This is a genomic window from Flavobacterium sp. Root901, assembly GCF_001429765.1.
Taxonomy (GTDB): domain Bacteria; phylum Bacteroidota; class Bacteroidia; order Flavobacteriales; family Flavobacteriaceae; genus Flavobacterium.
Map to the genome: position 1 here is coordinate 30,113 of NZ_LMJB01000005.1, position 24,654 is coordinate 54,766.

The 24,654-nt window shown below is 34.2% G+C and carries 23 protein-coding genes and 1 riboswitch; of the genes, 14 read left to right on the forward strand and 9 right to left on the reverse strand.

The features are described from left to right. Nucleotides 1-115: 115 nt before the first annotated feature. Both ASE21_RS03835 and ASE21_RS03840 read left to right on the forward strand, forming a co-directional pair. On the forward strand, nt 116-3,397 hold the full coding sequence (locus ASE21_RS03835) for a DUF2723 domain-containing protein (protein WP_057121248.1): 3,282 nt from the start codon (nt 116-118) through the stop codon (nt 3,395-3,397). 92 nt (nt 3,398-3,489) lie between these two features. Then, the gene (locus ASE21_RS03840) at nt 3,490-4,128 is read left to right on the forward strand and encodes a polysaccharide deacetylase family protein (RefSeq protein ID WP_057121249.1); all 639 of its coding nucleotides are present in this window, start codon (nt 3,490-3,492) and stop codon (nt 4,126-4,128) included. Nucleotides 4,129-4,163: 35 nt separating this feature from the next. Here ASE21_RS03840 and ASE21_RS03845 read toward each other — a convergent pair whose 3' ends face one another. The 7 genes from ASE21_RS03845 to ASE21_RS03875 form a co-directional block, all read right to left on the reverse strand. Further along, a complete protein-coding gene (locus ASE21_RS03845) occupies nt 4,164-4,466 on the reverse strand; it encodes a thioredoxin family protein (RefSeq protein WP_053474396.1) in 303 nt (100 codons plus the stop codon). A 71-nt stretch (nt 4,467-4,537) separates the two neighbouring features. Then, entirely contained in the window at nt 4,538-5,773 is a 1,236-nt protein-coding gene (locus ASE21_RS03850; RefSeq protein WP_057121250.1) for a metallophosphoesterase, read from the reverse strand. A gap of 173 nt (nt 5,774-5,946) precedes the next feature. Next, nucleotides 5,947-6,129 (reverse strand): hypothetical protein, encoded by a 183-nt coding sequence (locus tag ASE21_RS03855; RefSeq protein WP_057121251.1) that lies wholly within the window; start codon nt 6,127-6,129, stop codon nt 5,947-5,949. Between the two features lie 102 nt (nt 6,130-6,231). After that, on the reverse strand, nt 6,232-7,569 hold the full coding sequence (locus ASE21_RS03860) for a sensor histidine kinase (RefSeq protein WP_242410217.1): 1,338 nt from the start codon (nt 7,567-7,569) through the stop codon (nt 6,232-6,234). A 10-nt stretch (nt 7,570-7,579) separates the two neighbouring features. Beyond that, nucleotides 7,580-8,254 carry a response regulator transcription factor gene (locus tag ASE21_RS03865; RefSeq protein WP_057121253.1) on the reverse strand — a complete coding sequence of 225 codons (675 nt, stop codon included), beginning with the start codon at nt 8,252-8,254 and terminating at the stop codon, nt 7,580-7,582. A 188-nt stretch (nt 8,255-8,442) separates the two neighbouring features. Continuing rightward, the gene (locus ASE21_RS03870) at nt 8,443-8,622 is read right to left on the reverse strand and encodes a hypothetical protein (protein WP_057121254.1); all 180 of its coding nucleotides are present in this window, start codon (nt 8,620-8,622) and stop codon (nt 8,443-8,445) included. A 48-nt stretch (nt 8,623-8,670) separates the two neighbouring features. Further along, nucleotides 8,671-8,868 (reverse strand): hypothetical protein, encoded by a 198-nt coding sequence (locus tag ASE21_RS03875; protein ID WP_057121255.1) that lies wholly within the window; start codon nt 8,866-8,868, stop codon nt 8,671-8,673. A gap of 311 nt (nt 8,869-9,179) precedes the next feature. Between ASE21_RS03875 and polA the strand changes: the two genes are divergently transcribed. Beyond that, on the forward strand, nt 9,180-12,026 hold the full coding sequence (gene polA / locus ASE21_RS03880; protein WP_057121256.1) for a DNA polymerase I: 2,847 nt from the start codon (nt 9,180-9,182) through the stop codon (nt 12,024-12,026). Nucleotides 12,027-12,177: 151 nt separating this feature from the next. Here the strand turns inward: polA and ASE21_RS03885 are convergent, their stop codons facing one another. Beyond that, entirely contained in the window at nt 12,178-13,203 is a 1,026-nt protein-coding gene (locus tag ASE21_RS03885; protein ID WP_057121257.1) for a LacI family DNA-binding transcriptional regulator, read from the reverse strand. A 192-nt stretch (nt 13,204-13,395) separates the two neighbouring features. Here ASE21_RS03885 and ASE21_RS03890 point away from each other — a divergent pair, with 192 nt between their 5' ends. From ASE21_RS03890 to tsf, 6 genes are all read left to right on the forward strand, one after another. After that, nucleotides 13,396-14,142, forward strand: a complete 747-nt coding sequence (locus ASE21_RS03890) for a ferritin-like domain-containing protein (RefSeq protein ID WP_057121258.1) — start codon at nt 13,396-13,398, stop codon at nt 14,140-14,142. 26 nt (nt 14,143-14,168) lie between these two features. Then, nucleotides 14,169-14,981 (forward strand): ferritin-like domain-containing protein, encoded by an 813-nt coding sequence (locus tag ASE21_RS03895; protein WP_057121259.1) that lies wholly within the window; start codon nt 14,169-14,171, stop codon nt 14,979-14,981. A gap of 193 nt (nt 14,982-15,174) precedes the next feature. Continuing rightward, a complete protein-coding gene (rplM, locus tag ASE21_RS03900; RefSeq protein WP_057121260.1) occupies nt 15,175-15,630 on the forward strand; it encodes a 50S ribosomal protein L13 in 456 nt (151 codons plus the stop codon). Next, nucleotides 15,630-16,016, forward strand: coding sequence for a 30S ribosomal protein S9 (rpsI, locus tag ASE21_RS03905; RefSeq protein ID WP_008466792.1), 387 nt, complete (start codon nt 15,630-15,632; stop codon nt 16,014-16,016). Before rplM ends, rpsI begins: the two co-directional genes overlap by 1 nt. 176 nt (nt 16,017-16,192) lie before the next feature. Then, on the forward strand, nt 16,193-16,960 hold the full coding sequence (gene rpsB, locus ASE21_RS03910) for a 30S ribosomal protein S2 (RefSeq protein ID WP_057121261.1): 768 nt from the start codon (nt 16,193-16,195) through the stop codon (nt 16,958-16,960). 139 nt (nt 16,961-17,099) lie between these two features. After that, a complete protein-coding gene (gene tsf / locus ASE21_RS03915) occupies nt 17,100-18,062 on the forward strand; it encodes a translation elongation factor Ts (RefSeq protein WP_057122323.1) in 963 nt (320 codons plus the stop codon). 57 nt (nt 18,063-18,119) lie between these two features. On the opposite strand, the gene ASE21_RS03920 is transcribed toward tsf, so the two are convergent. Continuing rightward, entirely contained in the window at nt 18,120-20,180 is a 2,061-nt protein-coding gene (locus ASE21_RS03920; protein ID WP_057121262.1) for a M3 family metallopeptidase, read from the reverse strand. 153 nt (nt 20,181-20,333) lie between these two features. On the opposite strand from ASE21_RS03920, the gene ASE21_RS03925 reads away from it, so the two are divergent. From ASE21_RS03925 to thiC, 5 genes are all read left to right on the forward strand, one after another. Further along, complete coding sequence (locus ASE21_RS03925; protein WP_057121263.1) at nt 20,334-21,008, forward strand: queuosine precursor transporter; 675 nt, start codon at nt 20,334-20,336, stop codon at nt 21,006-21,008. Nucleotides 21,009-21,010: 2 nt separating this feature from the next. Further along, entirely contained in the window at nt 21,011-21,637 is a 627-nt protein-coding gene (locus ASE21_RS03930) for a hypothetical protein (protein WP_057121264.1), read from the forward strand. Then, nucleotides 21,637-22,206 carry a DNA-3-methyladenine glycosylase I gene (locus ASE21_RS03935; protein WP_057121265.1) on the forward strand — a complete coding sequence of 190 codons (570 nt, stop codon included), beginning with the start codon at nt 21,637-21,639 and terminating at the stop codon, nt 22,204-22,206. The genes ASE21_RS03930 and ASE21_RS03935 overlap by 1 nt, the downstream gene beginning before the upstream one ends. A 105-nt stretch (nt 22,207-22,311) precedes the next feature. Continuing rightward, a riboswitch (TPP riboswitch) is annotated at nt 22,312-22,408 on the forward strand. A 66-nt stretch (nt 22,409-22,474) separates the two neighbouring features. Further along, nucleotides 22,475-22,681, forward strand: coding sequence for a sulfur carrier protein ThiS (gene thiS, locus ASE21_RS03940; RefSeq protein ID WP_057122324.1), 207 nt, complete (start codon nt 22,475-22,477; stop codon nt 22,679-22,681). Between the two features lie 127 nt (nt 22,682-22,808). Next, entirely contained in the window at nt 22,809-24,632 is a 1,824-nt protein-coding gene (gene thiC / locus ASE21_RS03945) for a phosphomethylpyrimidine synthase ThiC (RefSeq protein WP_057121266.1), read from the forward strand. The last annotated feature ends 22 nt before the right edge of the window (nt 24,633-24,654 follow it).

A 24,654-nucleotide genomic window follows, 5' to 3' on the forward strand; every position in this document is an offset into this window, starting at 1 on the left:
ATTACTTAATTCTATCAAATACTTTTATAGAATTTTTTGTTAATGCTCGTTTCTTTACGTAAAAAAACATTTTCTTTGTAGGATAGAAAAACACACAAAATTTTAACACCTAAATATGGCACAATTCAATTTCAATAAATGGAATACAATTATTGGTTGGTTTGCATTTGCAATCGCTTTAATTACTTATACACTAACTGTTGAACCTACAATGAGCTTTTGGGATTGTGGCGAATATATTGCCACAGCAGCTAAACTTGAAGTTGGCCATCCGCCGGGAGCACCTCTGTTTCAAATGATGGGAGCTTTCTTTGCCATGTTTGCTATAGATGCTCAACACGTGGCAGTGATGGTAAATATGATGTCTGTTTTTTCTAGTGCATTTACAATTTTATTTATGTTTTGGTCTTCTTCTATGATTTTAAAGAAAATCGTAGCTCGTTTTGCCGAAATTGATCAAAATAATTCTATCGTTATTTTAGGAAGCTCATTTGTTGGAGCTTTAGCTTATACTTTCTCTGACAGCTTTTGGTTTAATGCCGTTGAAGCCGAAGTTTATGCAATGGCCTCTTTATTAATCGCATTACTTTTCTGGCTGGGATTACGCTGGGAACAAGATATGGACAAACCAAAAGGAAATAAATGGTTATTGATTATCTCTTTGGTTGTAGGACTTTCTTTTGGAGTTCACTTTATGGCATTATTAACGATTCCGTCAATTGGATTTCTTTATTACTTTAAACATTATGAAAAAGTAACAATTAAAAATTTCCTTATTGCAAATGTTGTGGTAATTGGAATTTTGCTGTTTATCTTTAAATTACTTCTTCCTTTAACTATGGCTTTCTTTGGTAAAACCGAAATTTTCATGGTTAACAATCTGGGAATGCCTTTTAACTCCGGAACTATTTTCGTGGTTTTACTTTTAATTGCCTTCTTTTATTTTGGACTAAAATTCACAAAACAAAAAGGATTAATTTTTTACAATACTATTATTCTTTGCATCTTATTTATATTAATTGGTTTCTCTACCTGGATCATGCTTCCTGTTCGTGCAAATGCAAATACTGTAATTAACGAAAATAAACCATCTGATGCTGCCGAGGTTTTAGCATATTACAATCGTGAACAATATGGTGTAAATCCATTATTCTATGGCCCTCAGTATACAGAAGTTTTTGCAGGCCTTGATGCCGAAACTCCGTATTTAGACAAAAAACCTAACTACGAAAGAGATTATAAAACCGGTAAATATATTATTACCAACAATTATAAAAATGCAGAACAAAATAGTGATGACAATCAAAAAACAATTCTGCCTAGAATGTGGAGTACTGAGACAAGTCACATTCAAAACTATATTAGTTTCACAAATCCTCCAAAATTCCGAATCAATCCAGACTATAACTATGAAGATGATTTAGGAAAATACGGAATCGACGCAAGTCAATTAACCGAAGAAGAATACAATAAAGCAACGGCCCAGCTTCGTAATGAAGTTGAAAAAACTGTTGCCGAGTTTAGAAACGCTTATGCTCAAAAACAAATTGACAATGAAGGTTATATTAAATTCTTAAAAAGTTATGGCGACTATTTAATTATAGAAAAACCAACAACTGCAGATAATTTCAGCTTTATGTTTGAATATCAATTTGGATATATGTACTGGAGATATTTAATGTGGAATTTTGTTGGACGCCAAAGCGATGTTCAGGGAAAATACGATAACTTAGACGGAAACTGGATCAGCGGAATCAAAGCTATGGATTCTCTGCATTTGGGTTCTCAGGACAAATTACCATCTGATGTTTTAAATAATAAAGGAAGAAATGTTTATTATTTCCTTCCTTTTATCTTAGGCTTAATCGGAATGATGTATCATGCCAATAAAGACCTTAAAAGTTTTTATGTCCTTTTAGCATTATTCTTATTCACCGGAATTGCTCTTAAAATTTATTTGAACGAAAGACCTTTTGAACCTCGTGAAAGAGATTATGCCCTTGTAGGATCATTTTATGTCTTTGCCATCTGGATTGGTTTTGGCGTTTATTCTTTATATGAAAGTATCAAAAAATATATCGCTCCAAAAATTGCAGGACCCGTTATTATTGCAGGAAGTTTATTAGCAGCACCGGTTTTAATGGCTTCTCAAAACTGGGATGACCATGACAGATCAGGAAGATATACTGCTGTTGCAATGGCAAAAGCATATTTAAGTTCATGTGATAAAGATGCTATTTTATTTACGATTGGTGACAACGATACGTTCCCGCTTTGGTACGCGCAGGAAATAGAGCATTTTAGAACCGATGTTAAAATTGTAAATACAAGTCTTTTCATGACGGATTGGTATATTGACCAAATGAAAGCCAAATCATACGAATCTGATCCTTTGCCTATTTCCTTTACACACGATCAGTTTGTGGGTGACAACCTCGATTATGTAGCTTACATACAAAAGATAGATACACGCTGGAACATTAAAGATTTCCTTGATTTTATTAAAAATCCAAAATCAACGGTTGGATTACAAAACGGACAGACTATCCATTTTTATCCAACAAACAAAATCAGACTGAACATTGATAAAAATCTGATTATCAAAAACAAAGTTGTAAATCCAAAATACAATGACTCCATTGTTCCTTATTTGGACATTGATATCAAAGGGAATGCGCTTTACAAAAACAGGTTAATGATGCTGGATATTCTTGCAAACAACAACTGGAAACGTCCAATTTATTTTAGCGGTGGAGCTTTTGATGATGAAGATTATCTATGGTTAAAAGATTATCTGCAATTAGACGGAATGGTTTACAAATTAGTTCCTATAAGAAATGTTCCTTCAAAAGATGGCGGACCAATGGATATGGGGCAGATTGATGCTGATAAAATGTATGATATCGTAATGAAATGGGACTGGGGCAACAGCGAAAGCAATACCATTTATCACGATCCGGAAACAAGACGAAACAGTATTACATATCGTACCAACTTATCGCGTTTAATGAATGAACTTATTGCCGAAGGTAAAATTGACAAGGCTAAAAACGTAATTAATTTAGCGATGACAAAAATGCCATTAGATAAATTTGGTTATTACTCATTAGTTGAACCATTTGCTGATGGTTATTATAAAGTTGGCGAAAATGCTAAAGCACACGATTTATTAGACAAATTGGTCAACAAGTACAAAGAAAACCTAAATTACTATAGTACTTTGCCTCCTGGAGATCAAACAGATTTAGCAATGGATATTATTACAGACATTGAACGATACAGAAGCTTACTGCATGTGATGAGAGAAAACAAAGACAAAGCTTTCTATGAAACACATAAAAAAGTATTCAACACTTATGTAAACGTTTTTGAGCGTTTTGGACGCGAAAAAGAATAATATACGAAAAATATATTGATTAAAAAAATGCAGTGCTTCTTGATAAAAAGCGCTGCATTTTTTATTTTTACGTAGAGATAAATAAATTCAAAATGAGCTTTTATTGGGTAAAAACTAATTCATTTATTAAAAAGGTGTTTTCTAAATATTGCTGGGATATCCCAAACAATGAAAAGAAAATATACTTAACCTTTGATGACGGCCCAACTCCTGAAATTACAGACTGGGTTTTATCTGAATTAAAAAAGTTTGACGCCAAAGCCACTTTCTTCTGCATTGGAAAAAATATAAAGGCAAATATATCTTTATTCGAAAAATTAATCCGCGACGGTCATTCTATTGGCAATCATACTATGAACCATGTAAATGGCTGGAAAATCCACACGAATGAATATATCGAAAACGTAAACAATTGTGCTAAGATTTTAGAAGAAGAAATAAAACCTAAAAGTTTAATCTTTCGTCCTCCTTATGGGAAAATCAAAAAAGCACAATCTAAAATTTTGCGTAAACTAGGTTATAAAATAATAATGTGGGATGTTTTAAGCGCTGACTTTGACCAAAGCATAACTCCTGAAAAGTGTCTTGAAAATGTCACTAAAAATGTAAAATCAGGAAGTGTAATTGTATTTCACGACAGTATAAAAGCATCACCAAATTTAAAATTTGCCTTACCTAAAACATTACATTTTTTAAAAGAAAACGGATATAAGTTTGATATTATTCATTAAGAGCCTAAAATAATATCTTTCCGGAAGTTTTAGTTTTATACGTCGAATTGATCCTGAACAATCCCGATAAGTGTATTTGCGTCAAGCTCTCCGGATTGTCTCCAGATCATCTGACCTTCTTTGTAAATCATTAAAGTCGGAAGTCCTTTAATTCGTAATGCTTCGGCTAATTCCTGATTTTTATCAACATCAATTTTAATTACCTTTGCTTTGTCTCCAAGCGCAGCTGCAACATCCTTTATAACCGGATGCATTAACACTGATGATTCGTTCCAATCTGTGTAGAAGTCAATTAACACTGGAACCTGGGCATTTATAAGTTCTCCAAATTTTGACATAAAACCAAAAATTTAATTCTTTTAATCTATTAAAAAGAGATAATTAATACAAATGTAGCATTTTTAACGAATTAAGCCACATTCTTACCTTTTTTTAGTTCAATAACCGTGATTTCAGGCATAATTCCAACTCGTCCGGGATAGGCATGAAAACCAAATCCGCGGTTTACATAAACATATCTTCCTGCTTCTTCATAAAGTCCTGCCCATTGTTTATAAATATATTGTGCAAGGCTCCATTTAAAATATCCCGGAATCTCGATTCCAAACTGCATTCCGTGTGTATGACCTGATAAAGTTAAATGAAAATTTTTAGGATGCTTTTTAATTTCATATTCCCAATGGCTTGGATCGTGGCTCATTAAAACCTTAAAATCATCTTCCTGAAGATTTGCCGAAGCTTTATTTAAATCTCCTGCTTTTTTAAAGTTTTTACCCCAGTTTTCAACTCCAACCAAAGCAATTTTATCAGATCCTTTTTGGATATATTTATTTTCGTTTAACAAAAGATCGAATCCTATTTTGCCATACAAACTCTTGATTTCTGCAAAATTTTCATCTTTTTCTTTTTCAGAAGGCCATGTTACATATTCTCCGTAATCGTGGTTTCCTAAAACAGCATATTTCCCATATTTGTATTCTTTGATCCTGTTAAAAGTTTCCAGCCACGGGTGCATTTCCTTTGCATGTGTATTTACAATATCTCCTGTAAATAAAATCATATCAGATTCCTGCTGGTTTATTAAATCAACTGCATAATTAATTTTATCAGGATTATCAAAACTTCCGCTATGAACATCTGAAATCTGGGTTATTTTAAAACCATCAAATTCATCCGGTAGATCCGGAAAAAATATGGTTTGTTTAAAGACTTTAAAATTATATTTCCCTTCAAAAATTCCGTAAATCAAAGACAGAAACGGAACTGCTGCCAGACCTAAAGCTAACTGGCTTACAAACTTTCGCCTGTCCGGCATCATTTCTTTTCGGGGCGCATTGTACATGAAGTAATTTAATATACTTGCTCCTATTCTAAAAATATCTTCTCCAAACATAACCAGTGTAAGGACGATTTTAGGAACATAGACCAGCAACATTAACCCCATTGTAAACATGGTTTGTTTGGTCTGCCCTACAGAACGGTCAAATTGTGTGAAAGAATATATAATAAAGGCTAAAAGCAGTACACTTATAACCTGATAGCTAATCAAAACCCATCTTAATTTAATTAAAGTACGAAAGGCCTGGTACGAATAGAACTCAATAAATAGAAAAAGAGCACATAGAATTACAAAACGAAGGATCATTTATTTATAGTTTTAAGCAAAGTAACAAAGAATGAAAATTCTAACGCTTTTTATTATCAAAAATTTAACTCAAATAATAGCAAAAGCCGATAGATTTCTCTATCGGCTTTTGCCGCCAAATTATTTAAAACCTTTAGTCTACAACAAAGTTTATTTAATAAACTTATATTGTGTTATTTCTGAGCTTTTGCCGTTTCTGGCTTAGCCTCCGCTTTTTTAGCTTTTTTCTCCGCTTTTTTCTCTTTTTTAGCAGCTTTTACTTCTTTTGTCTGAGTTGCTTTTGCTGGTGTTGTTTGAGCCCCTACCATTGCAGTTGTTCCTAAAATTGCTACTGCTAATAAAACTAATTTTTTCATGATTTCAGAATTTATGATTATTATTTCTTTATTTATAGCTCAAAGATATAACCAGTAAATGAAGACAAAATGAAGATTGAACCAATCTGAAAAAATTAACTTTTAATTGTGTTTTGGCGCCTCAGGGAACAGTAAAGTAAAGGTTGTTCCATTGTTTAATTCTGAAGCCACTTTAATTTCAATGCGATGAAAAGCCGCAATACTTCTGGCAATTGCAAGGCCCAGCCCCTGCCCTTCCTGATCAGAACTTACTCTTGCAAATCGATTAAAAATATTTTCAATTTGAGATTCGCTTAAACCAATTCCAAAATCTGCTATTGAAATAGAATATTGGTTTTCTGCAAACAGATCAGACACAATAATTTTCCCATCAGGTTTATTATATTTTATGGCATTGGTAACCAAATTATAAATCAGGATATGGATTAAGGTTTTATTTCCTGTAAAGGCAAAATTGTATTCCATTTTATTGACAAACTTAATTCCTTTATCATCAATACGATCCTGAAGATCTTCCTGCAGATCATTTATTATTTCCTTAAAATTAATATTCTCATTTGCCTCATATTGATTGTTTTCAATTCTGGAAATCAATAAAAGATTATTGATGATTTTTTTAAGCATATCCAATGTTCTTAAAGAACCTGCAATTTTATCAACCGCGTTATCATCTAAAGAAGCGTTTTGCAGTAAATTTTCCAGCTTATTTTTTAGCAGCGCAATTGGAGTGAGCAATTCGTGAGAAACATTCGAAATAAATTGTTTTTCTTTTTTAAAAAGTTCTGCGATACGATCCATCATTTGATTTAAAACCAAATCGAGTTCCCTAAAATCCCTGGATTTAGCATTTATGGGCGTATGATCAAAAACTTCAGGTTCGTTTACGCGCCTTATTTTAGTATCAATAATTTTATAAAAGGGCTTTAATAAGTATTCGATATAAAAAGTGTCGGCTAAAAAAGTAACCAGAAGGATAATTACCAAAACAATTATAATAAACAGTTTTATGATAAAAGTTAAGTCTTTTACTTCGCTTAAGCTGCTGCCAATTTCGAGTTGATAATCTTCATTTTCATAGGTAAAATGATGCTGCAGAATTCGATATTCATTTTCTTCGCCTTCAATAATTCGGTATTCATTACTAAATGAAGTTTTCTTTTGCCGCGGTTTTACAGGAACTCTCGAAAGAACTAAAAATTCACTGTGAAGTGTAGAAAACTGAGAATAAGTTTCGGTCGAATCATCTTGGTTTTCAATAAAATCATTAATTTCTTTTTGATTTAAATGATCGATGAATTTTTCCTTCTTTTCAATTAATCCGTTATTAATGTGCCTGTAAACTACATTCTCTACCAAAATAGGAAGCATGAGCCATAAAATCAAAATCACCAACAATCTTGTCAGTGCATTAAAAATGGCCAATTGATGTTTTATTTTCACAAAAATCTATTTATTCGTTTATACGATATCCTACATTTCGAACCGTTTCAAACCAATCGATCGATGTATATTTGTCTAATTTTTTTCGAAGGTTACGAACATGAACATCTATAAAATTCGAATCGGAATTTACTTCGAGAATATCACCCCAAATATGTTCTGTTAACTGCAATCTTGTAATTACCCTGTTTTTATTCAAAACTAAATATTGAAAAATATCAAATTCTTTTTTGGTTAAATTTATAGGCACTTCATTAAAACTCACTTTATAATCCTGGAGCTGCAGTAAAAATCCGTGTATGCTTAAATTGTTTAAGGTAAAACCATGAATCCTGCGAATAACGGCAAATAATCTTGCAGCCAGCTCAGTCAATGCAAATGGTTTGGTGAGATAATCATCGGCACCCAGATGAAGGCCGTTAATTCTGTCGTCCAGTTCTCCACGTGCTGTAAGCACAATTACTGCGATTTTTGATTTTGTTTTTCGAATAGTCTGCAAAACTTCAAAACCATCTCCGTCGGGCAGTCCCAAATCCAGCAGCATGGCATCATAATCATTACCAGCAAATTCTTCTAATGCTTCGGCGCAATTCTTTGCAATTTTACAAATATAACCTGCATTACACAGAAAATCGTAAACTTCTACAGCAAGCTCTTTATTATCTTCAACAATTAAAACATTCATAAACCAATGCATTTAAGTGCAGCTAAAATTAATCAATTATCAAAAGTCAGGCTGCGCGTTATTAAAAAATTAACGAATAAAAAAAGCTGACAAATTTCTTCATCAGCTTTCTTCAATCGCATTCATCATAATCATTATTCCTGTTTTGCCTTCGTTACAATGCTTCGAAAACAAAACGAGAACAATTCTTATTTTTTCATGTTTGCTTCTTCTTTAGGAGCCTGAGTTTTGGCTTTTTTGTTTCCTTTATGATGGTGTTTTGAAGCTTTAACTTCTTTTGCCGGCGCTGTCTGTGCTGGAGTTGTCTGAGCACTTACCATTACACTTGTTCCTAAAACTGCTGCTAATACAATAAATAAATTTTTCATGACTTTTAATTTTTAAATTAACCAACTAATTATTTAATACCTCTTTGTTTATTTTTTTACTTTTGCTGTTTCTGCTTTTGGAGCTTCGCTTTTTTCTGATTTTGTTTTTTTATCAGCTTTGCCTTTTGGATGTTTTGTCGCTTTTACTTCTTTTGCAGGAACTGTTTTACCATCTTTTGCAGGAAACGCATTAACCATTGCACTTGTTCCTAAAACGGCTACTAATAACATCAATAAATTTCTCATGATTTCCAAGATTTAAATTAAATACCTTTTATTTTACAAGTCAAAATTACCTCTGTAAAATGAAGAGAAAATGAAGAAATCCCTGAATAAAAAATTTTAACTTGATATTAACGCTTTGCCTTTTTTCCACTGTATAATTTGATAGAAGTCATTTAATATTGAATAATCAGAAACAATCCAGGGCGTACAACTTTGCATTTCTGCTAAAATGAACTTATATCATCTCTATCGGTTCAAAAAAAATTAATTTTCAAAAACTGAATCGTTTTTTAAAACCCAATTGTTTATTTTTACAGACTAATATTTTTTATATGTCAACTCAAAAACGCCTTTTTCTTCTAGATGCCTATGCATTAATTTTTCGTGGATATTATGCTTTTATAAAAAACCCGAGAATCAACTCAAAAGGAATGGATACATCTGCAATTATGGGTTTTATGAACTCACTTTTGGATGTTATTAAAAGAGAAAAACCAGATCATTTGGCCGTTGCTTTTGACAAAGAAGGGAGTCAGGTAAGAACTGAAATGTTTGCCGAATACAAAGCCAATCGTGACGCTACTCCCGAAGCGATTAAAATTGCAATTCCTTATATACAAGATTTATTAAGAGCGATGCACATTCCGATTATTGAAATGGTGGGTTGTGAAGCGGATGACTTAATTGGAACAATTGCAAAACAAGCCGAAAAACAAAATTATAAGGTTTTTATGGTAACGCCTGATAAGGATTTTGCGCAATTGGTTTCTGAAAATATATTTATGTACAAACCTGCCCGAATGGGTAACGGAATTGAAATCTGGGGTATTCCTGAGGTTTTGGCTAAGTTTGAAGTTGAAAGACCTGAGCAGGTTATCGATTTTCTTGGAATGATGGGCGATGCCGTAGATAATATTCCCGGATTACCCGGAGTTGGCGAGGTAACAGCTAAAAAGTTCCTGAAAGAATTTGGTTCTATGGAAAACCTTTTAGAAAACACACATTTGCTAAAAGGAAAAATGAAAGAGAATATCGAAGCCAATAAAGACAAAGGTATTTTATCTAAAAAACTGGCTACAATTATCTGCGACTGCGATGTTGTTTTTAATGAAGATGATTATGAACTTTCCCGCCCGGATATTGAAAAAACAGATGCTATTTTTCAGGAATTAGAATTTAGAAGAATGGCCGAACAGTTTGATAATTTATTTAAAGTTGGAGGCGGAAATGAATTAGCAAATAACGCTCCGGCTTCTGATCCTAAATTATACAAGAAACCACAGCCTAAAAACGAAGATCAGTTTGATTTATTTGGAAGTACTTCCGGAGACGAAGATTCAGATGCTCCAAGAACTTCTTTTTATAATACTTTAGAAAATACTGAACATTCTTATCAGACAGTTCAGGGTGATTTAGGAATTAAATTGCTTTTGCAGAATTTACAAAAACAAACGTCAGTTTGTTTTGACACCGAAACCACCGGAATTGATGCTCTGCATGCCGAACTTGTCGGAATGTCTTTTTCATACGAAAAAGGAAAAGCATTTTATGTTCCGTTTCCGGAAAGTCAGGAAGAAGCAAAAACTTTAATTGAGAAATTTGTTCCGTTTTTTGAGAATGAAAACATCGAGAAAATTGGACAAAATTTAAAATACGATTTAAAAATCCTTTCTAATTATGGTGTTAATGTAAAAGGAAAACTTTTTGACACCATGATTGCGCATTATTTGATTAATCCTGATATGCGTCACAATATGGATATTTTAGCAGAAACTTACTTAAAATATTCTCCAAAATCAATTGAAACTTTAATTGGTAAAAAAGGAAAAAATCAGCTTAATATGCGTGACGTTCCTTTAGAAGATATTAAAGAATATGCTGCCGAAGATGCTGATGTTACTTTGCAGTTAAAAGAAATTTTTACTGCTGAATTAGACAAAACAGAAACTAAAAAACTGTTTGATGAAATCGAAATTCCGTTGGTAAGTGTTTTGGCTGCAATGGAAACAGAAGGAATTCGTCTGGATGTTGATTTCTTAAAAGAAATGTCTAAAGAAATGGAAGTTGAAATCAAATCTTTGGAACAACAAATCTACGAAACTGCAGGCGAGACTTTTAATCTTGCATCACCAAAGCAATTAGGTGATATTTTATTTGACAAAATGAAAATTGGCGGAGCAAAACAAAAGAAAACCAAAACCGGTCAATACGCAACCGGCGAGGAAGTTTTGACGTATCTGGCTAATGACAACCCAATTGTAAAACAAATTTTGGACTGGCGCCAAATGGTGAAGTTACAAAGCACTTATATTCTGGCTTTGCCGGAACAGGTTGACAAAACAACTTTACGTGTGCACACAGATTATATGCAGACCGTTGCCGCAACAGGCCGTTTGAGTTCTAACAACCCCAACTTACAAAATATCCCGATTCGTACTGAAAGAGGACGTCAGATTCGTAAAGCGTTTGTAGCCCGCGATGAAAATTACACTTTAATTTCTGCCGATTACTCTCAAATCGAATTGAGAATTATCGCTGCTTTAAGCGGTGAAGAAAATATGATCAAAGCTTTCCAGGATGGAGAAGATATTCACCGTGCGACTGCTGCAAAAGTATTTAATGTTCCTCTGGAAGAAGTTTCACGCGAACAAAGAAGCAATGCTAAAACGGTAAACTTTGGAATTATCTATGGTGTTTCTGCTTTTGGATTAAGTAACCAGACTTCATTATCCCGCAGCGAAAGTGCGGCATTGATTGATGCATATTATAAAACGTATCCAAGATTACGCTCTTATATTAATGAACAAGTCGAGTTTGCACGTGAGAATGGATATGTACAGACTATTTTAGGACGCCGTCGTTATTTAAAAGACATTAATTCTGCAAACGCTGTTGTTAGAAGTGCCGCAGAACGAAATGCCGTAAACGCCCCTATTCAGGGAAGTGCTGCCGATGTGATTAAAATTGCGATGATCAACATTCATAAAAAATTACAGGACGAAAACTGGAAATCTAAAATGCTGCTTCAGGTACATGATGAGCTTGTGTTCGATGTTCACAATGATGAGCTCGAAAAAATTCAGCCGATGATTAAACACGAAATGGAAAATGCCTTTAAAATGACGGTTCCGTTAGAAGTGGAATTAGGCTTGGGTAAAGACTGGCTGGAAGCGCATTAATCCTAATTTTAGATTTTCTTTAAAAAAGGATTTAATCACAAATTTTAAACCTCCTTCTAAAACGAAACAAAAAAACAGTTCCTTTTGTTTACTTATATTCAGGAAAACTTATAAAAAATCCATTCAAGTTGAATGGATTTTTTTATTCTTATTATTTTTTTCGAGTCGATTCGCGCTCTTTCAATTTTGTCTTGATAACGATTGTTTCGTAATCTGAAGTTTCACCTTCCGGTTCTTCAAGTCTTTCGATTAGTTTTTTAGCAGCAACTTCACCAATTTCAATTCCGTGCTGGCTTACTGTTGTTAAACTTGGAGATAAACGTCTTGAAGCTAAAATTCCATCGGCAAAACCAATTATTGAAATATCTTCCGGAACCTTAAATCCTTTTTTCAAACTTACTCTCAAAGCGGCAACAGAATCATTTTCATCTAAAGCAAAAATGGCATCAATTTTATGATCAAAAATCGAATCGATTTTAGCTTTCATATCATCTTCAGAATCGGTACGAAGAATAATTTTTTCGTTTACCGGAATATTGTTGTCTTTTAAAGCTTTTAAATATCCGTCGGCTCTTAGTTTTCCAACACTTAAATTATCTACAGAAGATATTAAAGCAATATTTTTACAGCCCAAATCAATTAAATGCTGTGTAGAATTCAAAGCAGAATCAAAATCATCTACCACCACTTTATCACATTCTACTTCATCAGCAATACGGTCAAACATTACAATTGGCGTTCCGTCATTAATAATAGCCGAAAAATGATTATAATCCTGAAGTTTTTGTGCTTCTTCAGAAACAGAAAGAATAAATCCGTCGATAGTTCCGTTGCTTAACATTTCAAGTGTGTGAACTTCTTTCTCCAAAGATTCATTAGAAATACACGTAATTACATTATATCCTTTCTTATCGGCTACTTTTTCGATTCCGCTAAAAACCTTTGCGAAAAAAGAGTTTAATATATTAGGTATAATTACACCAATTGTTTTTGTTTTACGGTTCTTTAAGTTCAGACCAATAACATTCGGTTTATAATTTTTGAGTTTGGCATACTCCTTAATTTTCACCTTCGTCTGCTCACTAATTTCCGGGCTGTCATTAAGTGCCTTAGACACAGTTGACACAGAAACACCTAGTTCCTTCGCAATTTGTTTTAGAGTTGCTTTAGCTTTCATTTAATAAAAGTTTATGTAATTAGTACAAATATAGTAGAATTACCGAAAATAAAACAAAAAACACCTACCACTATTTCAAATTATATGATCTATTCGAAAAAATTTAAAAAAAGAAGAATTTTCTGAAACCGGATATCTAAAAATTTCGTTAATAAGCTTAATACAATGTTATTAACTTAATAAAAGCCTATTATGAAAAACGAAGTTAAAATTCAGGAAGTTAACCCTTCCCTGGATAGCAGAAGGAGCTTTCTTAAGCTCAGTGGACTAACATTAGTTACCGCAGGTTTGGTTTTAGCTGGGTGCAGCGATAACGATAATGATGACGAGATGGAGGACAATTCCCTTCCGGGAGTCAGAAATGGTGTGTTTGACTTAGGGTCAGGAGATTTTGGAGTTCTAACTTATGCGTATGCTTTAGAGCAGTTAGAAGCAGATTTTTATACTAAAGTTGTAAATGCCTCAAGCTTTAATTCTGTGTTTAATGATACAGAACGTCAGGTCTTAACAGACTTATATCATCATGAAGTAGTTCACAGAGATTTTTTTAAAGCTGCTTTAACCGGAGCACTTCCAGATCCAAGTAGTCAATTACTTCCTTCTTTAGCCTTTAATTATGGGTCTTTAAATTTTAACAGCCGTACTGAAGTTTTAGCTACCGCAAAAGCACTTGAAGATACTGGTGTAGCCGCATATAATGGAGCAGGCCGACTTATTAAAAGTGCCGATTATTTATTATTGGCCGGGAAAATTGTTTCTGTAGAAGCCAGACATGCTTCTGCAATTCGAAGCTTAATAAATCCTAATTCAAAAGATTTTGCAGGTGATGATATTGTGAGCACTTCAACAGGACTGGATGCTGCAAAAGATCCTTCAAAAATCCTACCAGTTGCTGCCGGATTTATTACAACAAAATTCACAGCCAAATATTTACCTTAATCTTAACCAGCTAAAAATTAGAAATTATGAATATTTTAAAATTTATAGAAACCTTTACTGATGACAGCTTAATGAGAAGCACTGGTTCAAGAAGAGACAGTTTTACACAGTTTGGGAATATCGGAAAAAATCTGGCAATGGCCTCAATTCCTTTCGGATTGTCTGCTATAGCAAATAAAGCATTTGCAAAAGACATAACTCCAACTCCGGCAACACCAATTGGAGCTTTACAGTTTGCATTGACTTTAGAATATCTTGAAAATGAATTTTATGCCATGGCATTAGACTCCGGCGTAATTCCGGCTTCTGAAAATGGCGGACGCGATTTAAAAGTTTTTCAACAAATATCGGCACACGAATCAGACCACGTTTCATTCTTAATTGCAGGACTTGGAGGAACAATGAGCGCTAACTTTGTTCCAAAACCAACGTTTGACTTTACAGTTGGCGGTGCATTTGACCCGTTTAACGACTATCCAACCTTTTTAGCATTGGCACAAGCCTTTGAAGATACCGGCGTTAGAGCTTACAAAGGTCAGGCAGCAAATTTAATAACGACACCAGATTTATTGACAGCAGCATTACAAATCCACTCAGTTGAGGCCCGACATGCTTCAGAAGTAAGAAGACTCCGAGGCTTAAAAGGATGGATCTCTAATGCTGAAAGAGGTGCCGGAATGCCGGCAGCAACTCAGGCCGTTTATGATGGCGAAGGTGTGACTGTACAGGCAGGATTCAATACTGCTGCGGCATTTGGAGCAGCCGCAGGATCAGAGGCTTATGATGAGCCTCTTACAACTCAGCAGGTAGTAGACATTGCCAATTTATTTATAGTTTAGTTACAAATAATCATAAATATGAAACCACCTTCACGTTATTGTGAAGGTGGTTTTTTTATTATTTTAAAAATAAAAACTGAGAGCCTGATTTTCAGGATATAAAATATTCTTTTCAGGTATTTGGTTTTAAAATAATTAATTGTACTTTTGCATCCCCTTTATTGGGGATGGAATGTTTAATTAAAATAATATTATGGACGCATTAAGCTACAAGACAATTTCAGCTAACAAAGCCACTATAACAAAAGAGTGGATTGTTGTTGATGCTGAAGGTCATAACTTAGGACGTCTTGCTTCAAAGGTTGCAATGATCTTAAGAGGTAAGTACAAGCCAAGTTACACACCGCACGTTGACTGTGGAGATAACGTAATTGTTATCAACTCAGAAAAAATTAACCTTACAGGTACAAAATTGAATGACAAAATTTACATGCGTCATACAGGTTACCCAGGAGGACAAAGAACTTTAACTGCTAAAGTACTGCAAGCTAAAAACCCTGCATTATTAGTAGAAAAAGCTGTAAAAGGTATGTTACCTAAAAACAAATTAGGTGCTGAACTTTTTAGAAATCTAAATGTTGTTGTAGGATCTGAGCACACTCACGGAGCTCAAAAACCTAGAACTGTTAACCTAAATGATCTTAAGTAATGGGAGTTATTCACAAAATCGGTAGAAGAAAAACCGCTGTTGCACGTGTATACGTTTCTGAAGGAACAGGAAATATCACTGTAAACAAAAAAGAATTCGCAACTTACTTTCCAACTGCAACTTTACAATACAAAGTATTACAACCACTTTCTATGACAGAAAATGCTAGTAACTTTGACGTAAAAGTAAACGTTTACGGAGGTGGTACAACTGGTCAGGCAGAAGCTGTAAGAATGGCATTAGCACGCGTAATGTGTGAAGTTAACGCTGAAAACAGAGCTATCCTTAAACCAGAAGGTTTATTAACAAGAGACCCAAGAATGGTTGAACGTAAGAAATTCGGTCAGAAGAAAGCTCGTAAGAGATTCCAGTTCTCTAAACGTTAATATTACCTGTCTTGTTCAGATGGGACAAGACATTATCAATTATTTATTGAAATTAAAAAACACAGTTATTGTTGCTCTCCTATCGAGGTAGGATATAGTTTAGCATCTAAATGTATAAAGCCTGAGAAATCGCCATTTATACATTGCTAATCAACAGAACGTAAACTAGTACAAAAATGGCAAACAAAATAGAAGTAAAAGAATTACTAGAAGCAGGTGTTCACTTCGGACACATGACTAGAAAATGGGATCCAAACATGGCTCCTTACATTTATATGGAGCGTAATGGTATTCACATTATCAATCTATATAAAACTGCAGCTAAAATTGAAGAAGCTAATGAAGCTTTGAAAAAAATCGCTGCATCAGGTAGAAAAATCTTATTCGTAGCTACCAAAAAACAAGCAAAAGACATCGTTGCTGATAAAGCAAAAGCTGCAAACATGCCTTACATCACTGAAAGATGGCCAGGTGGAATGCTAACTAACTTCGTAACTATCAGAAAGGCAGTTAAAAAAATGTCTTCTATCGATAAAATGAAGAAAGATGGTACTTTCAACACACTTTCTAAAAAAGAGCGTTTGCAAGTTGATCGTTTACGTGCTAAATTAGAGAAAAACTTAGGTTCAATCGCTGATATGTCTAGACTGCCTGCAGCATTGTTCGTAGTAGATATCAAAGCTGAACACATCGCAATAAAAGAAGCACAAAAATTAAACATTCCAGTTTTCGCAATGGTTGATACGAATTCTGACCCGAGAGAGGTTGATTACGTTATTCCTGCAAATGATGATGCTTCTAAATCAATTGACAAAATTTTATCTTTAGTGACTACTGCAGTAATCGAAGGTCTTTCTGACAGAGGTTCTGAAAAAGAAGTTGAAGTAGCTGAAGAAACTGCTCCTGCTGCTGAAGCTGAAGCTGCTCCTGCAACTGAAGAATAAATCAAATTTTAAATTCCAAATTTTAAATTCTAAAATCCAAAAAAAAAAATTAAAAACGTTATGTTGATAATTTAATAAAATTGGAGTTTGGGATTTGAAAATTGGAATTTTTACTTTTAACATTAAAATTCAAAATATTATGGCAACAATTACTGCTGCAGACGTAAATAAATTAAGACAATCTACAGGTGCCGGAATGATGGACTGTAAAAAAGCTTTAGTTGAAGCTGAAGGAGATTTCGATAAAGCTATACAAATCCTTAGAGAAAAAGGACAAAAAGTTGCTGCTAACCGTTCTGACCGTGAGTCTTCTGAAGGAGCTGCTGTTTCTTTTGTTAACGCAGACCACACTAAAGGAGCGATCATCACTTTAAACTGTGAAACTGATTTCGTAGGTAAAAATGAGGCTTTCGTAACTTTAGCTAAGGATTTAGTTGAAAGAGCTATCAACTTCTCTTCTAAAGAAGAATTTTTAGCTTCTGATTTCAATGGAATTACAGTTGCAGAGAAATTAATCGAGCAAACTGGTGTTATCGGTGAGAAAATCGAAATCGGTGGTTTCGAAATTTTAGAAGGTGCTTTCGTTGGATCTTACGTTCACGTTAACAAAATTGCTGCTTTAACAGCTATTTCTGCTAAAGTTGACAACGCTGAGACTTTAACAAAAGATATCTCTATGCAAGTTGCTTCTATGGGAGCTGACACTTTATCTTACAAAGATTTTGATCCTGCTTTCGTTGAATCTGAACTTGCTGCTCGTATTGCTGTAATCGAAAAAGATAATGAAGAAGCAAAACGTTTAGGAAAAACTTTAAAAAATGTTCCTAAATATATTTCTTTCTCTCAATTAACTCCTGAAGTTATCAAACAAGCTGAAGAAGATGCTAAAGCTGAATTAAAAGCTGAAGGTAAACCAGAGCAAATCTGGGATAAAATTCTTCCGGGAAAAGTACAGCGTTTCATTTCTGACAATACTAGTTTAGATCAGGAGAAAGCTTTATTAGACCAAAACTTCATCAAAGATGACAGTAAAAAAGTAAGTGATTACGTAAAAGGATTCAATGTTGAAATTACAGGTTTCAAAAGAGTTACTTTAGGTTAATATATTATTTTTTCAATATAAAAAGCCCGAATATTTAGTTATTCGGGCTTTTTTATTTTAAGCAGCAGGAAAATTTCTTGCTCGCATTAAAGCAGAAGATTCCGGTGCTCTTCCTCTAAAATTTTCATACATCTCTTCGTTATCAATAGTATTACCAACGCTTAAAACAGTATCGTATAAACGTTTGGCAACTTTTTTATCATAAGGTCCGTTTCCTTCCAGAAAAGCTTCATAAGCATCGGCATTTATAACATCGGCCCACAAATAGCTATAATATCCCGCTGCATATCCGTCACTCGAAAATATATGGGCAAATTGAGGAATTCTATGACGCATTACAATTTCTGAAGGCATATTAATTTCTTTCAAAACTTGTTTTTCAAATTCATGAGGATGAATCGTTTCAGTTGTTAAATGCAGTTTCATATCGACAAAAGAACTGGAAATTGTTTCTACCGTTGCAAAACCTTCATTAAAATTAGCGGCTCTGCCAATTCTCTCCATTAACGACTCTGACAAAGGTTCATTTGTTTTATAATGAAGAGCAAACTTATTCAGCACTTCCGGAGTTGCCAGCCAATGCTCTAAAAGCTGCGAAGGGAACTCGACATAATCTCTTGCCACTGAAGTTCCTGATAAACTTGGATATGTAACATTAGAACATAATCCGTGTAAAGCGTGTCCAAATTCATGAAACAATGTTGTGGCATCATCCCAGGAAATTAACACCGGATCATCAGCATTCCCTTTTATAAAATTGCAGTTATTGGACACTATCGGAAGAATATTTCTATTTATTTTCTGCTGATCTCTATGTGAATTCATCCAGGCGCCAGAACGTTTGCCAACACGTGCATAAGGATCAAAATACCATAAGCCTATTGGTTCTTTTGTAGTTTTATTATTTACTTCCCAAACACGAACATCAGGATGATAAACCGGAACATCAAATAATTGTTTGAATCCTAAATCAAATAATTCGCCGGCTGCCCAAAACATGGCTTCGCGTAAGTTCTCTAACTGAAGATATTGTTTTATTTCATTTTGATCCAAATCGTATTGTGCTTTGCGGACTTTCTCCGAATAATAACGATAATCCCAAGGTTCAATTTTAAAATTTCCGCCTTCCTGATTTATCATTTCCTGCATTGCCGAAACATCATTTTTTACTTTTTCAACAGCCGGCTTCCAGACAGATTCCATTAAGTCTAAAGTTTTCTGCGGATCTTTAGCCATTTTGTTTGACAAACTCCATTCTGCAAAATTCTTAAAGCCTAATATTTGAGCCTTTTTAGCCCGCAATTGCAATATTGAAATGAGAGTTGAATTCGTATTATTTTCGTTTTTGTTATCACCGCGTTTTACAAAAATGTCAAAGGCTTTTTCTCTTAAATCTCTTCGATTGGAAAAGGTCAAAAATGGCTCAATGGACGATCTTGTATTGCCAATACAAGCTAAAGCTTCTAAATTTCTTTCTTTGGCTTCTGCAATTGCAGCATTTTTAAATTCTTCCGGCAGACCATCTAAATCATCCTGAGATTGTAATTCTAAAAATTTGTCATTTTCTTCGGCCAATAATTTTTGACTAAAAAGAGTAAAAAGTCCGGCCAATTCCTGATTGATCCTGGCAACTTCTTTTTTTTCTTTTTCATTCAATTCTGCCCCTTCCCTGACAAAATCAGTATAATAAAGCCAAAGTAAACGTTGCTGCTCTTTACTTAATTTTTTGCTTTCATCAGATTTATACAATTTTTCTATTCTTAAAAATAATTTCTCATTTTGATATAGCTTATCACTAATTTCGGCCAGTTTTGGAGACATTTCTGTATCAACAGCATTAAATTCCGGACTGCTTAAATTGGATCTATAAATTCCGTAAACAGCATGAATCCGATCGAGTTTTTGACCTGAAAGTTCTAAAGCTGTAATTGTATTATCAAAAGAAGGTTCTTCAATATTATTTGCAATTGCTTCAATTTCATCTAATTTTTCCTGAATAGCAAACTCAATTGCAGGTTTAAAATCAGATATTTTATATTTTGTGAAATCCGGAACTCCGCCATAAGGACCTTCCCACTCCTCAAGCAGCGGATTATTTAAATCAACTTGTTTTTTCATAATAAATTATATTAGGTTTTCTTCTCACCTGTTTCCAAAAGTGAAAGAATATCAAAATTAACCAATCGGAAGCAAACATCAAATGAACTCCTTAATCCATTTCGATGATTTGAAGAAATAGTTTAAATTTGAAACATCATAACTATAAATAAAATGTTTAAAACCAGAAAAGAAATTGTTTTTGTAATTCTAGCCGGAATATTTATAACAAATGCCGTTGTGGCTGAACTCATTGGAGGAAAATTAATTCAGATTGGTCCTTTTGTAATGAGTATAGGAATTTTGCCGTGGCCAATCGTTTTTCTGACAACCGATTTAATCAATGAATATTTTGGTGAAAAAGGCGTCAAAAAACTTTCTTTTATAACCGCTTGTTTAATTGCATATGCATTTCTGATCTTATTTATGGCAATTGTTATTCCGGCAGCAAAAGGAATCAGTCCGGTAAATGATGAGCAGTTTCAGGCTGTTTTTGGGCAAAGTATGTGGATCATTGTTGGAAGTTTAATTGCTTTTATGGCTTCGCAATTAATAGATGTCTGGATATTTTGGTTTTTTAAAAGACGTACCGGCGAAAAAAAGATTTGGCTTAGAACAACCGGATCAACTGTTATATCTCAATTATTTGATTCTTTTATAGTTCTTGGAATTGCATTTTACCTTCCCGGAAAAATTGATTTTGATACTTATATTTCATCGGGTCTTACGGGTTATATTTTTAAACTTTCAGTAGCGGTTTTATTGACTCCCCTTATTTATGCCGGGCATCATTTAATAAAAAAATATCTGGAAAAAGATGATCTTCATACGGACAAAGAAGAATTGTAATAATGAGGAATTATAAAATATATTTTTCAGCACTGGCAATCTGTCTTCTTCTTAGTTGTATTAACAATACTAAAAAGAAGCTAATTGAAGTAACCGATGGAATTTCAAACAAAATAGAAACTATTTCAGAAAGTACTATTGAAACCGTAACCAAGTATAAAAATTCCATTGTAAATAAAATTTCCAGGACAGAGATTATTCCTGAAAATATAGAAACTAAAAATGACAGTATAATTGAAAAAGAAGAGGGAAATGAGAAATTCCTCGGAATTAATTATTTCAAAAAATTTCTCGCAGATTGTAAAACCGGTGAAACCCTTACAAATAAAGAACTCGTTGAAAACCATAATATTCCTCCAGATGGAATTAAGCTGATAAAAAGTATTACGAAAACAGCAGAAGATGAAATTGAAATAAAATGGAAATCAACCTGGCTTATCGAAAGAATTTCGGATGCAAAATTTACCGATTCAAAGATTAAATTTAAGTTTGAGGCCGATAAAATGTATACTTCTGGAAAAGCTATCGGAATAAAATACAATCGAAAAATCTACACTAATTTAATTATAATGGGCAGCAAGGCTTATATACCGGGAGTAAAAGGTTATCATTGGAAGATTGGGAAATAATGGAAAAAGAGAACAAAATAAGATGTGGCTGGTGTTCGGCCAGCGATTTATACAAAAAATATCATGATGAAGAATGGGGTGTGCCTGTTTATGATGACCCTACTCTGTTTGAATTTTTAATTCTCGAAACCTTTCAGGCTGGTTTAAGCTGGATTACTATTTTAAACAAAAGAGAAAATTTCAAAACTGCTTTTGACAATTTCGATTATAAAAAAATCAGCAATTATTCCGAAGATAAAATCGAAGAATTACTTCAAAACACAGGAATTATCCGAAATAAACTTAAGATTAAATCTGCTGTTTCCAATGCTCAGGCTTTTATAAAAATTCAGGAAGAATTTGGAACTTTTTCTAATTATATCTGGAAATTTACTGACGGAAAACCCATTGATAATAAGCCAAAAACTTTAAAAGATGTTCCTGCTACAACGCCAATTTCAGATGCAATTAGCAAAGACTTAAAAAAACGAGGATTTAAATTTGTAGGCTCAACAGTTATCTATGCTCACATGCAGGCCACCGGAATGGTCAATGATCATATTGAAGACTGTTTTACAAGAAAAAAATAGTTTTGCCGAAGTCACGGTTTCAGTTTTTAAACTGCAAATTATTACGTTAGAAATTGAAAACTAAAAACTGAGGCTGAAAACTTTAGAAAAAAACATTATATTTGCTTCACACTTTAGGGGTGTCTGCAACATGCAGGCTGAGATTTTACCCTCTGAACCTGATCTAGTTCATACTAGCGTAGGGAAAAGTAAGATGACTTCTATGCGCGCGCCTGCGTGTATTTTACAGCCATTCCTAATGTGTAACTATACACTAAACTTTAAAGGAATGGAACTAAAAATCAATCAACAAACCAAACATTTCAATGTTGAATTGCTAAGCATTCAAGCATTGCTCGATCTCGAAATTCCGCACAAACAAAACGGAATCGCCGTTGCTGTCAACAATACCGTTGTTCCAAAAATTAAATGGAACGAATTTTTAGTACACGAAACGGACGAAATTTTAATTATTTCTGCTACCCAAGGAGGTTAAATTTTAAAATTAAATTCCAATAAAAAAATCCAAATTCCAATTTCGTGCTGTGTGTTAAACGCAATGCGATGCGCTCAACGGAAGACTTTGCGAATAACCTGAAACTTCAACCTCGAAACAAAATATCATGACTACAGAAGAACAAATCTCCAGAACTCCCTTTCCAAATTCTAAAAAAGTATATATAGATGGAGAAATACATCCTATAAAAGTTGCGATGCGGGAAATTCATCTCAGCGATACTAAACTTTCAAATGGCGGAATCGAAAAAAATCCGCCAGTAACAGTTTACGACACTTCCGGACCCTATACTGATCCAAATATTGAAATCAACATTAGAAAAGGACTCCCACGCTTACGCGAAAACTGGATTCTGGATCGAAACGATGTTGAAATTTTAAGTGAAATTACATCCGATTACGGTCAAAGCCGATTAAGGGATGAAAGCCTTAATCATCTGCGATTTGAATATCTGCATCAGCCAAAAAGAGCTAAGAAAGGTGCAAACGTAACACAATTACATTACGCCAAACAAGGAATTATTACTCCTGAAATGGAATATATCGCAATTCGCGAAAATCAGCGAATTGAACTTTTAAACCAACAAACCACAGCCATGCAATGCCAGCACGGTGGTAATAGTTTTGGTGCTAATACACCTAAAAGCAAAATTACACCAGAATTTGTTCGTTCTGAAGTAGCCTGCGGAAGAGCTATTATTCCAAACAACATTAACCATCCTGAAAGCGAGCCCATGATTGTAGGGCGCAATTTTTTGGTAAAAATAAATGCAAATATTGGAAACAGCGCTGTGACGTCAAGTATTGAAGAAGAAGTTGAAAAAGCCGTTTGGGCTTGTCGCTGGGGTGCCGACACGATTATGGATTTGTCTACTGGAAAAAATATTCACGAAACCAGAGAATGGATTATTCGTAATTCTCCCGTTCCAATTGGCACCGTACCGATTTATCAGGCTTTAGAAAAGGTAAAAGGAATTGCCGAAGATTTAACCTGGGAAATTTTCCGCGATACTTTGATTGAACAGGCAGAACAAGGCGTTTCGTATTTTACGATTCACGCCGGAGTTTTACTTCGTTATATTCATCTAACTGCAAATCGTGTTACAGGAATTGTTTCGCGCGGCGGTTCAATTATGGCAAAATGGTGTTTATTTCATCATAAAGAAAATTTTCTGTACACACATTTTGAAGAAATCTGCGAGATTATGAAACAATACGATGTAGCCTTTTCACTGGGAGATGGCTTGCGTCCGGGATCGATTGCAGATGCAAATGATGCAGCTCAGTTTGCCGAATTAGAAACTTTAGGTGAATTAACCAAAATTACATGGAAACATGATGTTCAGGTTTTTATTGAAGGCCCTGGACACGTACCTATGCACATGATTAAAGAAAACATGGACAAACAATTAGAGCATTGTCATGAAGCTCCATTTTATACTTTAGGACCTTTAACGACAGATATCGCACCTGGTTACGATCATATCACTTCTGCAATTGGTGCGGCTATGATTGGCTGGTACGGCTGTGCAATGTTGTGTTATGTTACTCCAAAAGAACATCTTGGTTTACCCAATAAAAAAGATGTAAAAGACGGGGTAATAACGTATAAGATTTCAGCGCATGCTGCAGATTTGGCCAAAGGTCATCCGGGAGCACAATATCGCGATAATGCTTTAAGTAAAGCCCGATTTGAATTCCGCTGGGAAGATCAGTTCAATTTAGCATTAGATCCTGATACAGCAAGGGAATTTCATGATGAAACACTTCCTGCTGATGGTGCAAAAGTGGCGCATTTCTGTTCGATGTGCGGGCCAAAATTCTGCTCGATGAAAATCTCTCAGGAAATTAGAGATGTTGCCGCCGCAGAAAAAGGAATGCAGCAGAAATCAGAAGAATTTATTGAGCAGGGAAAAGAAATTTATATTTAAGCGAAGAGAATATAGAATCTAG

Bases quoted from the DNA above. Each gene is read 5' to 3' on its own strand.
- ASE21_RS03875 (WP_057121255.1), bottom strand. From the start codon at position 8,868: ATGAGAAATTTATTGATGTTATTAGTAGCCGTTTTAGGAACAAGTGCA.
- thiC (WP_057121266.1), top strand. From the start codon at position 22,809: ATGACTACAGAAGAACAAATCTCCAGAACTCCCTTTCCAAATTCTAAA.
- ASE21_RS03845 (WP_053474396.1), bottom strand. From the start codon at position 4,466: ATGTCAAAATTTGGAGAACTTATAAATGCCCAGGTTCCAGTGTTAATT.
- ASE21_RS03930 (WP_057121264.1), top strand. From the start codon at position 21,011: ATGAGGAATTATAAAATATATTTTTCAGCACTGGCAATCTGTCTTCTT.
- ASE21_RS03920 (WP_057121262.1), bottom strand. From the start codon at position 20,180: ATGAAAAAACAAGTTGATTTAAATAATCCGCTGCTTGAGGAGTGGGAA.
- ASE21_RS03885 (WP_057121257.1), bottom strand. From the start codon at position 13,203: ATGAAAGCTAAAGCAACTCTAAAACAAATTGCGAAGGAACTAGGTGTT.
- ASE21_RS03835 (WP_057121248.1), top strand. From the start codon at position 116: ATGGCACAATTCAATTTCAATAAATGGAATACAATTATTGGTTGGTTT.
- ASE21_RS03870 (WP_057121254.1), bottom strand. From the start codon at position 8,622: ATGAAAAATTTATTTATTGTATTAGCAGCAGTTTTAGGAACAAGTGTA.
- ASE21_RS03865 (WP_057121253.1), bottom strand. From the start codon at position 8,254: ATGAATGTTTTAATTGTTGAAGATAATAAAGAGCTTGCTGTAGAAGTT.
- tsf (WP_057122323.1), top strand. From the start codon at position 17,100: ATGGCAACAATTACTGCTGCAGACGTAAATAAATTAAGACAATCTACA.
- ASE21_RS03895 (WP_057121259.1), top strand. From the start codon at position 14,169: ATGAATATTTTAAAATTTATAGAAACCTTTACTGATGACAGCTTAATG.
- rpsI (WP_008466792.1), top strand. From the start codon at position 15,630: ATGGGAGTTATTCACAAAATCGGTAGAAGAAAAACCGCTGTTGCACGT.
- ASE21_RS03935 (WP_057121265.1), top strand. From the start codon at position 21,637: ATGGAAAAAGAGAACAAAATAAGATGTGGCTGGTGTTCGGCCAGCGAT.
- rpsB (WP_057121261.1), top strand. From the start codon at position 16,193: ATGGCAAACAAAATAGAAGTAAAAGAATTACTAGAAGCAGGTGTTCAC.
- ASE21_RS03840 (WP_057121249.1), top strand. From the start codon at position 3,490: ATGAGCTTTTATTGGGTAAAAACTAATTCATTTATTAAAAAGGTGTTT.
- polA (WP_057121256.1), top strand. From the start codon at position 9,180: ATGTCAACTCAAAAACGCCTTTTTCTTCTAGATGCCTATGCATTAATT.
- ASE21_RS03925 (WP_057121263.1), top strand. From the start codon at position 20,334: ATGTTTAAAACCAGAAAAGAAATTGTTTTTGTAATTCTAGCCGGAATA.
- ASE21_RS03890 (WP_057121258.1), top strand. From the start codon at position 13,396: ATGAAAAACGAAGTTAAAATTCAGGAAGTTAACCCTTCCCTGGATAGC.
- ASE21_RS03850 (WP_057121250.1), bottom strand. From the start codon at position 5,773: ATGATCCTTCGTTTTGTAATTCTATGTGCTCTTTTTCTATTTATTGAG.
- thiS (WP_057122324.1), top strand. From the start codon at position 22,475: ATGGAACTAAAAATCAATCAACAAACCAAACATTTCAATGTTGAATTG.
- rplM (WP_057121260.1), top strand. From the start codon at position 15,175: ATGGACGCATTAAGCTACAAGACAATTTCAGCTAACAAAGCCACTATA.
- ASE21_RS03855 (WP_057121251.1), bottom strand. From the start codon at position 6,129: ATGAAAAAATTAGTTTTATTAGCAGTAGCAATTTTAGGAACAACTGCA.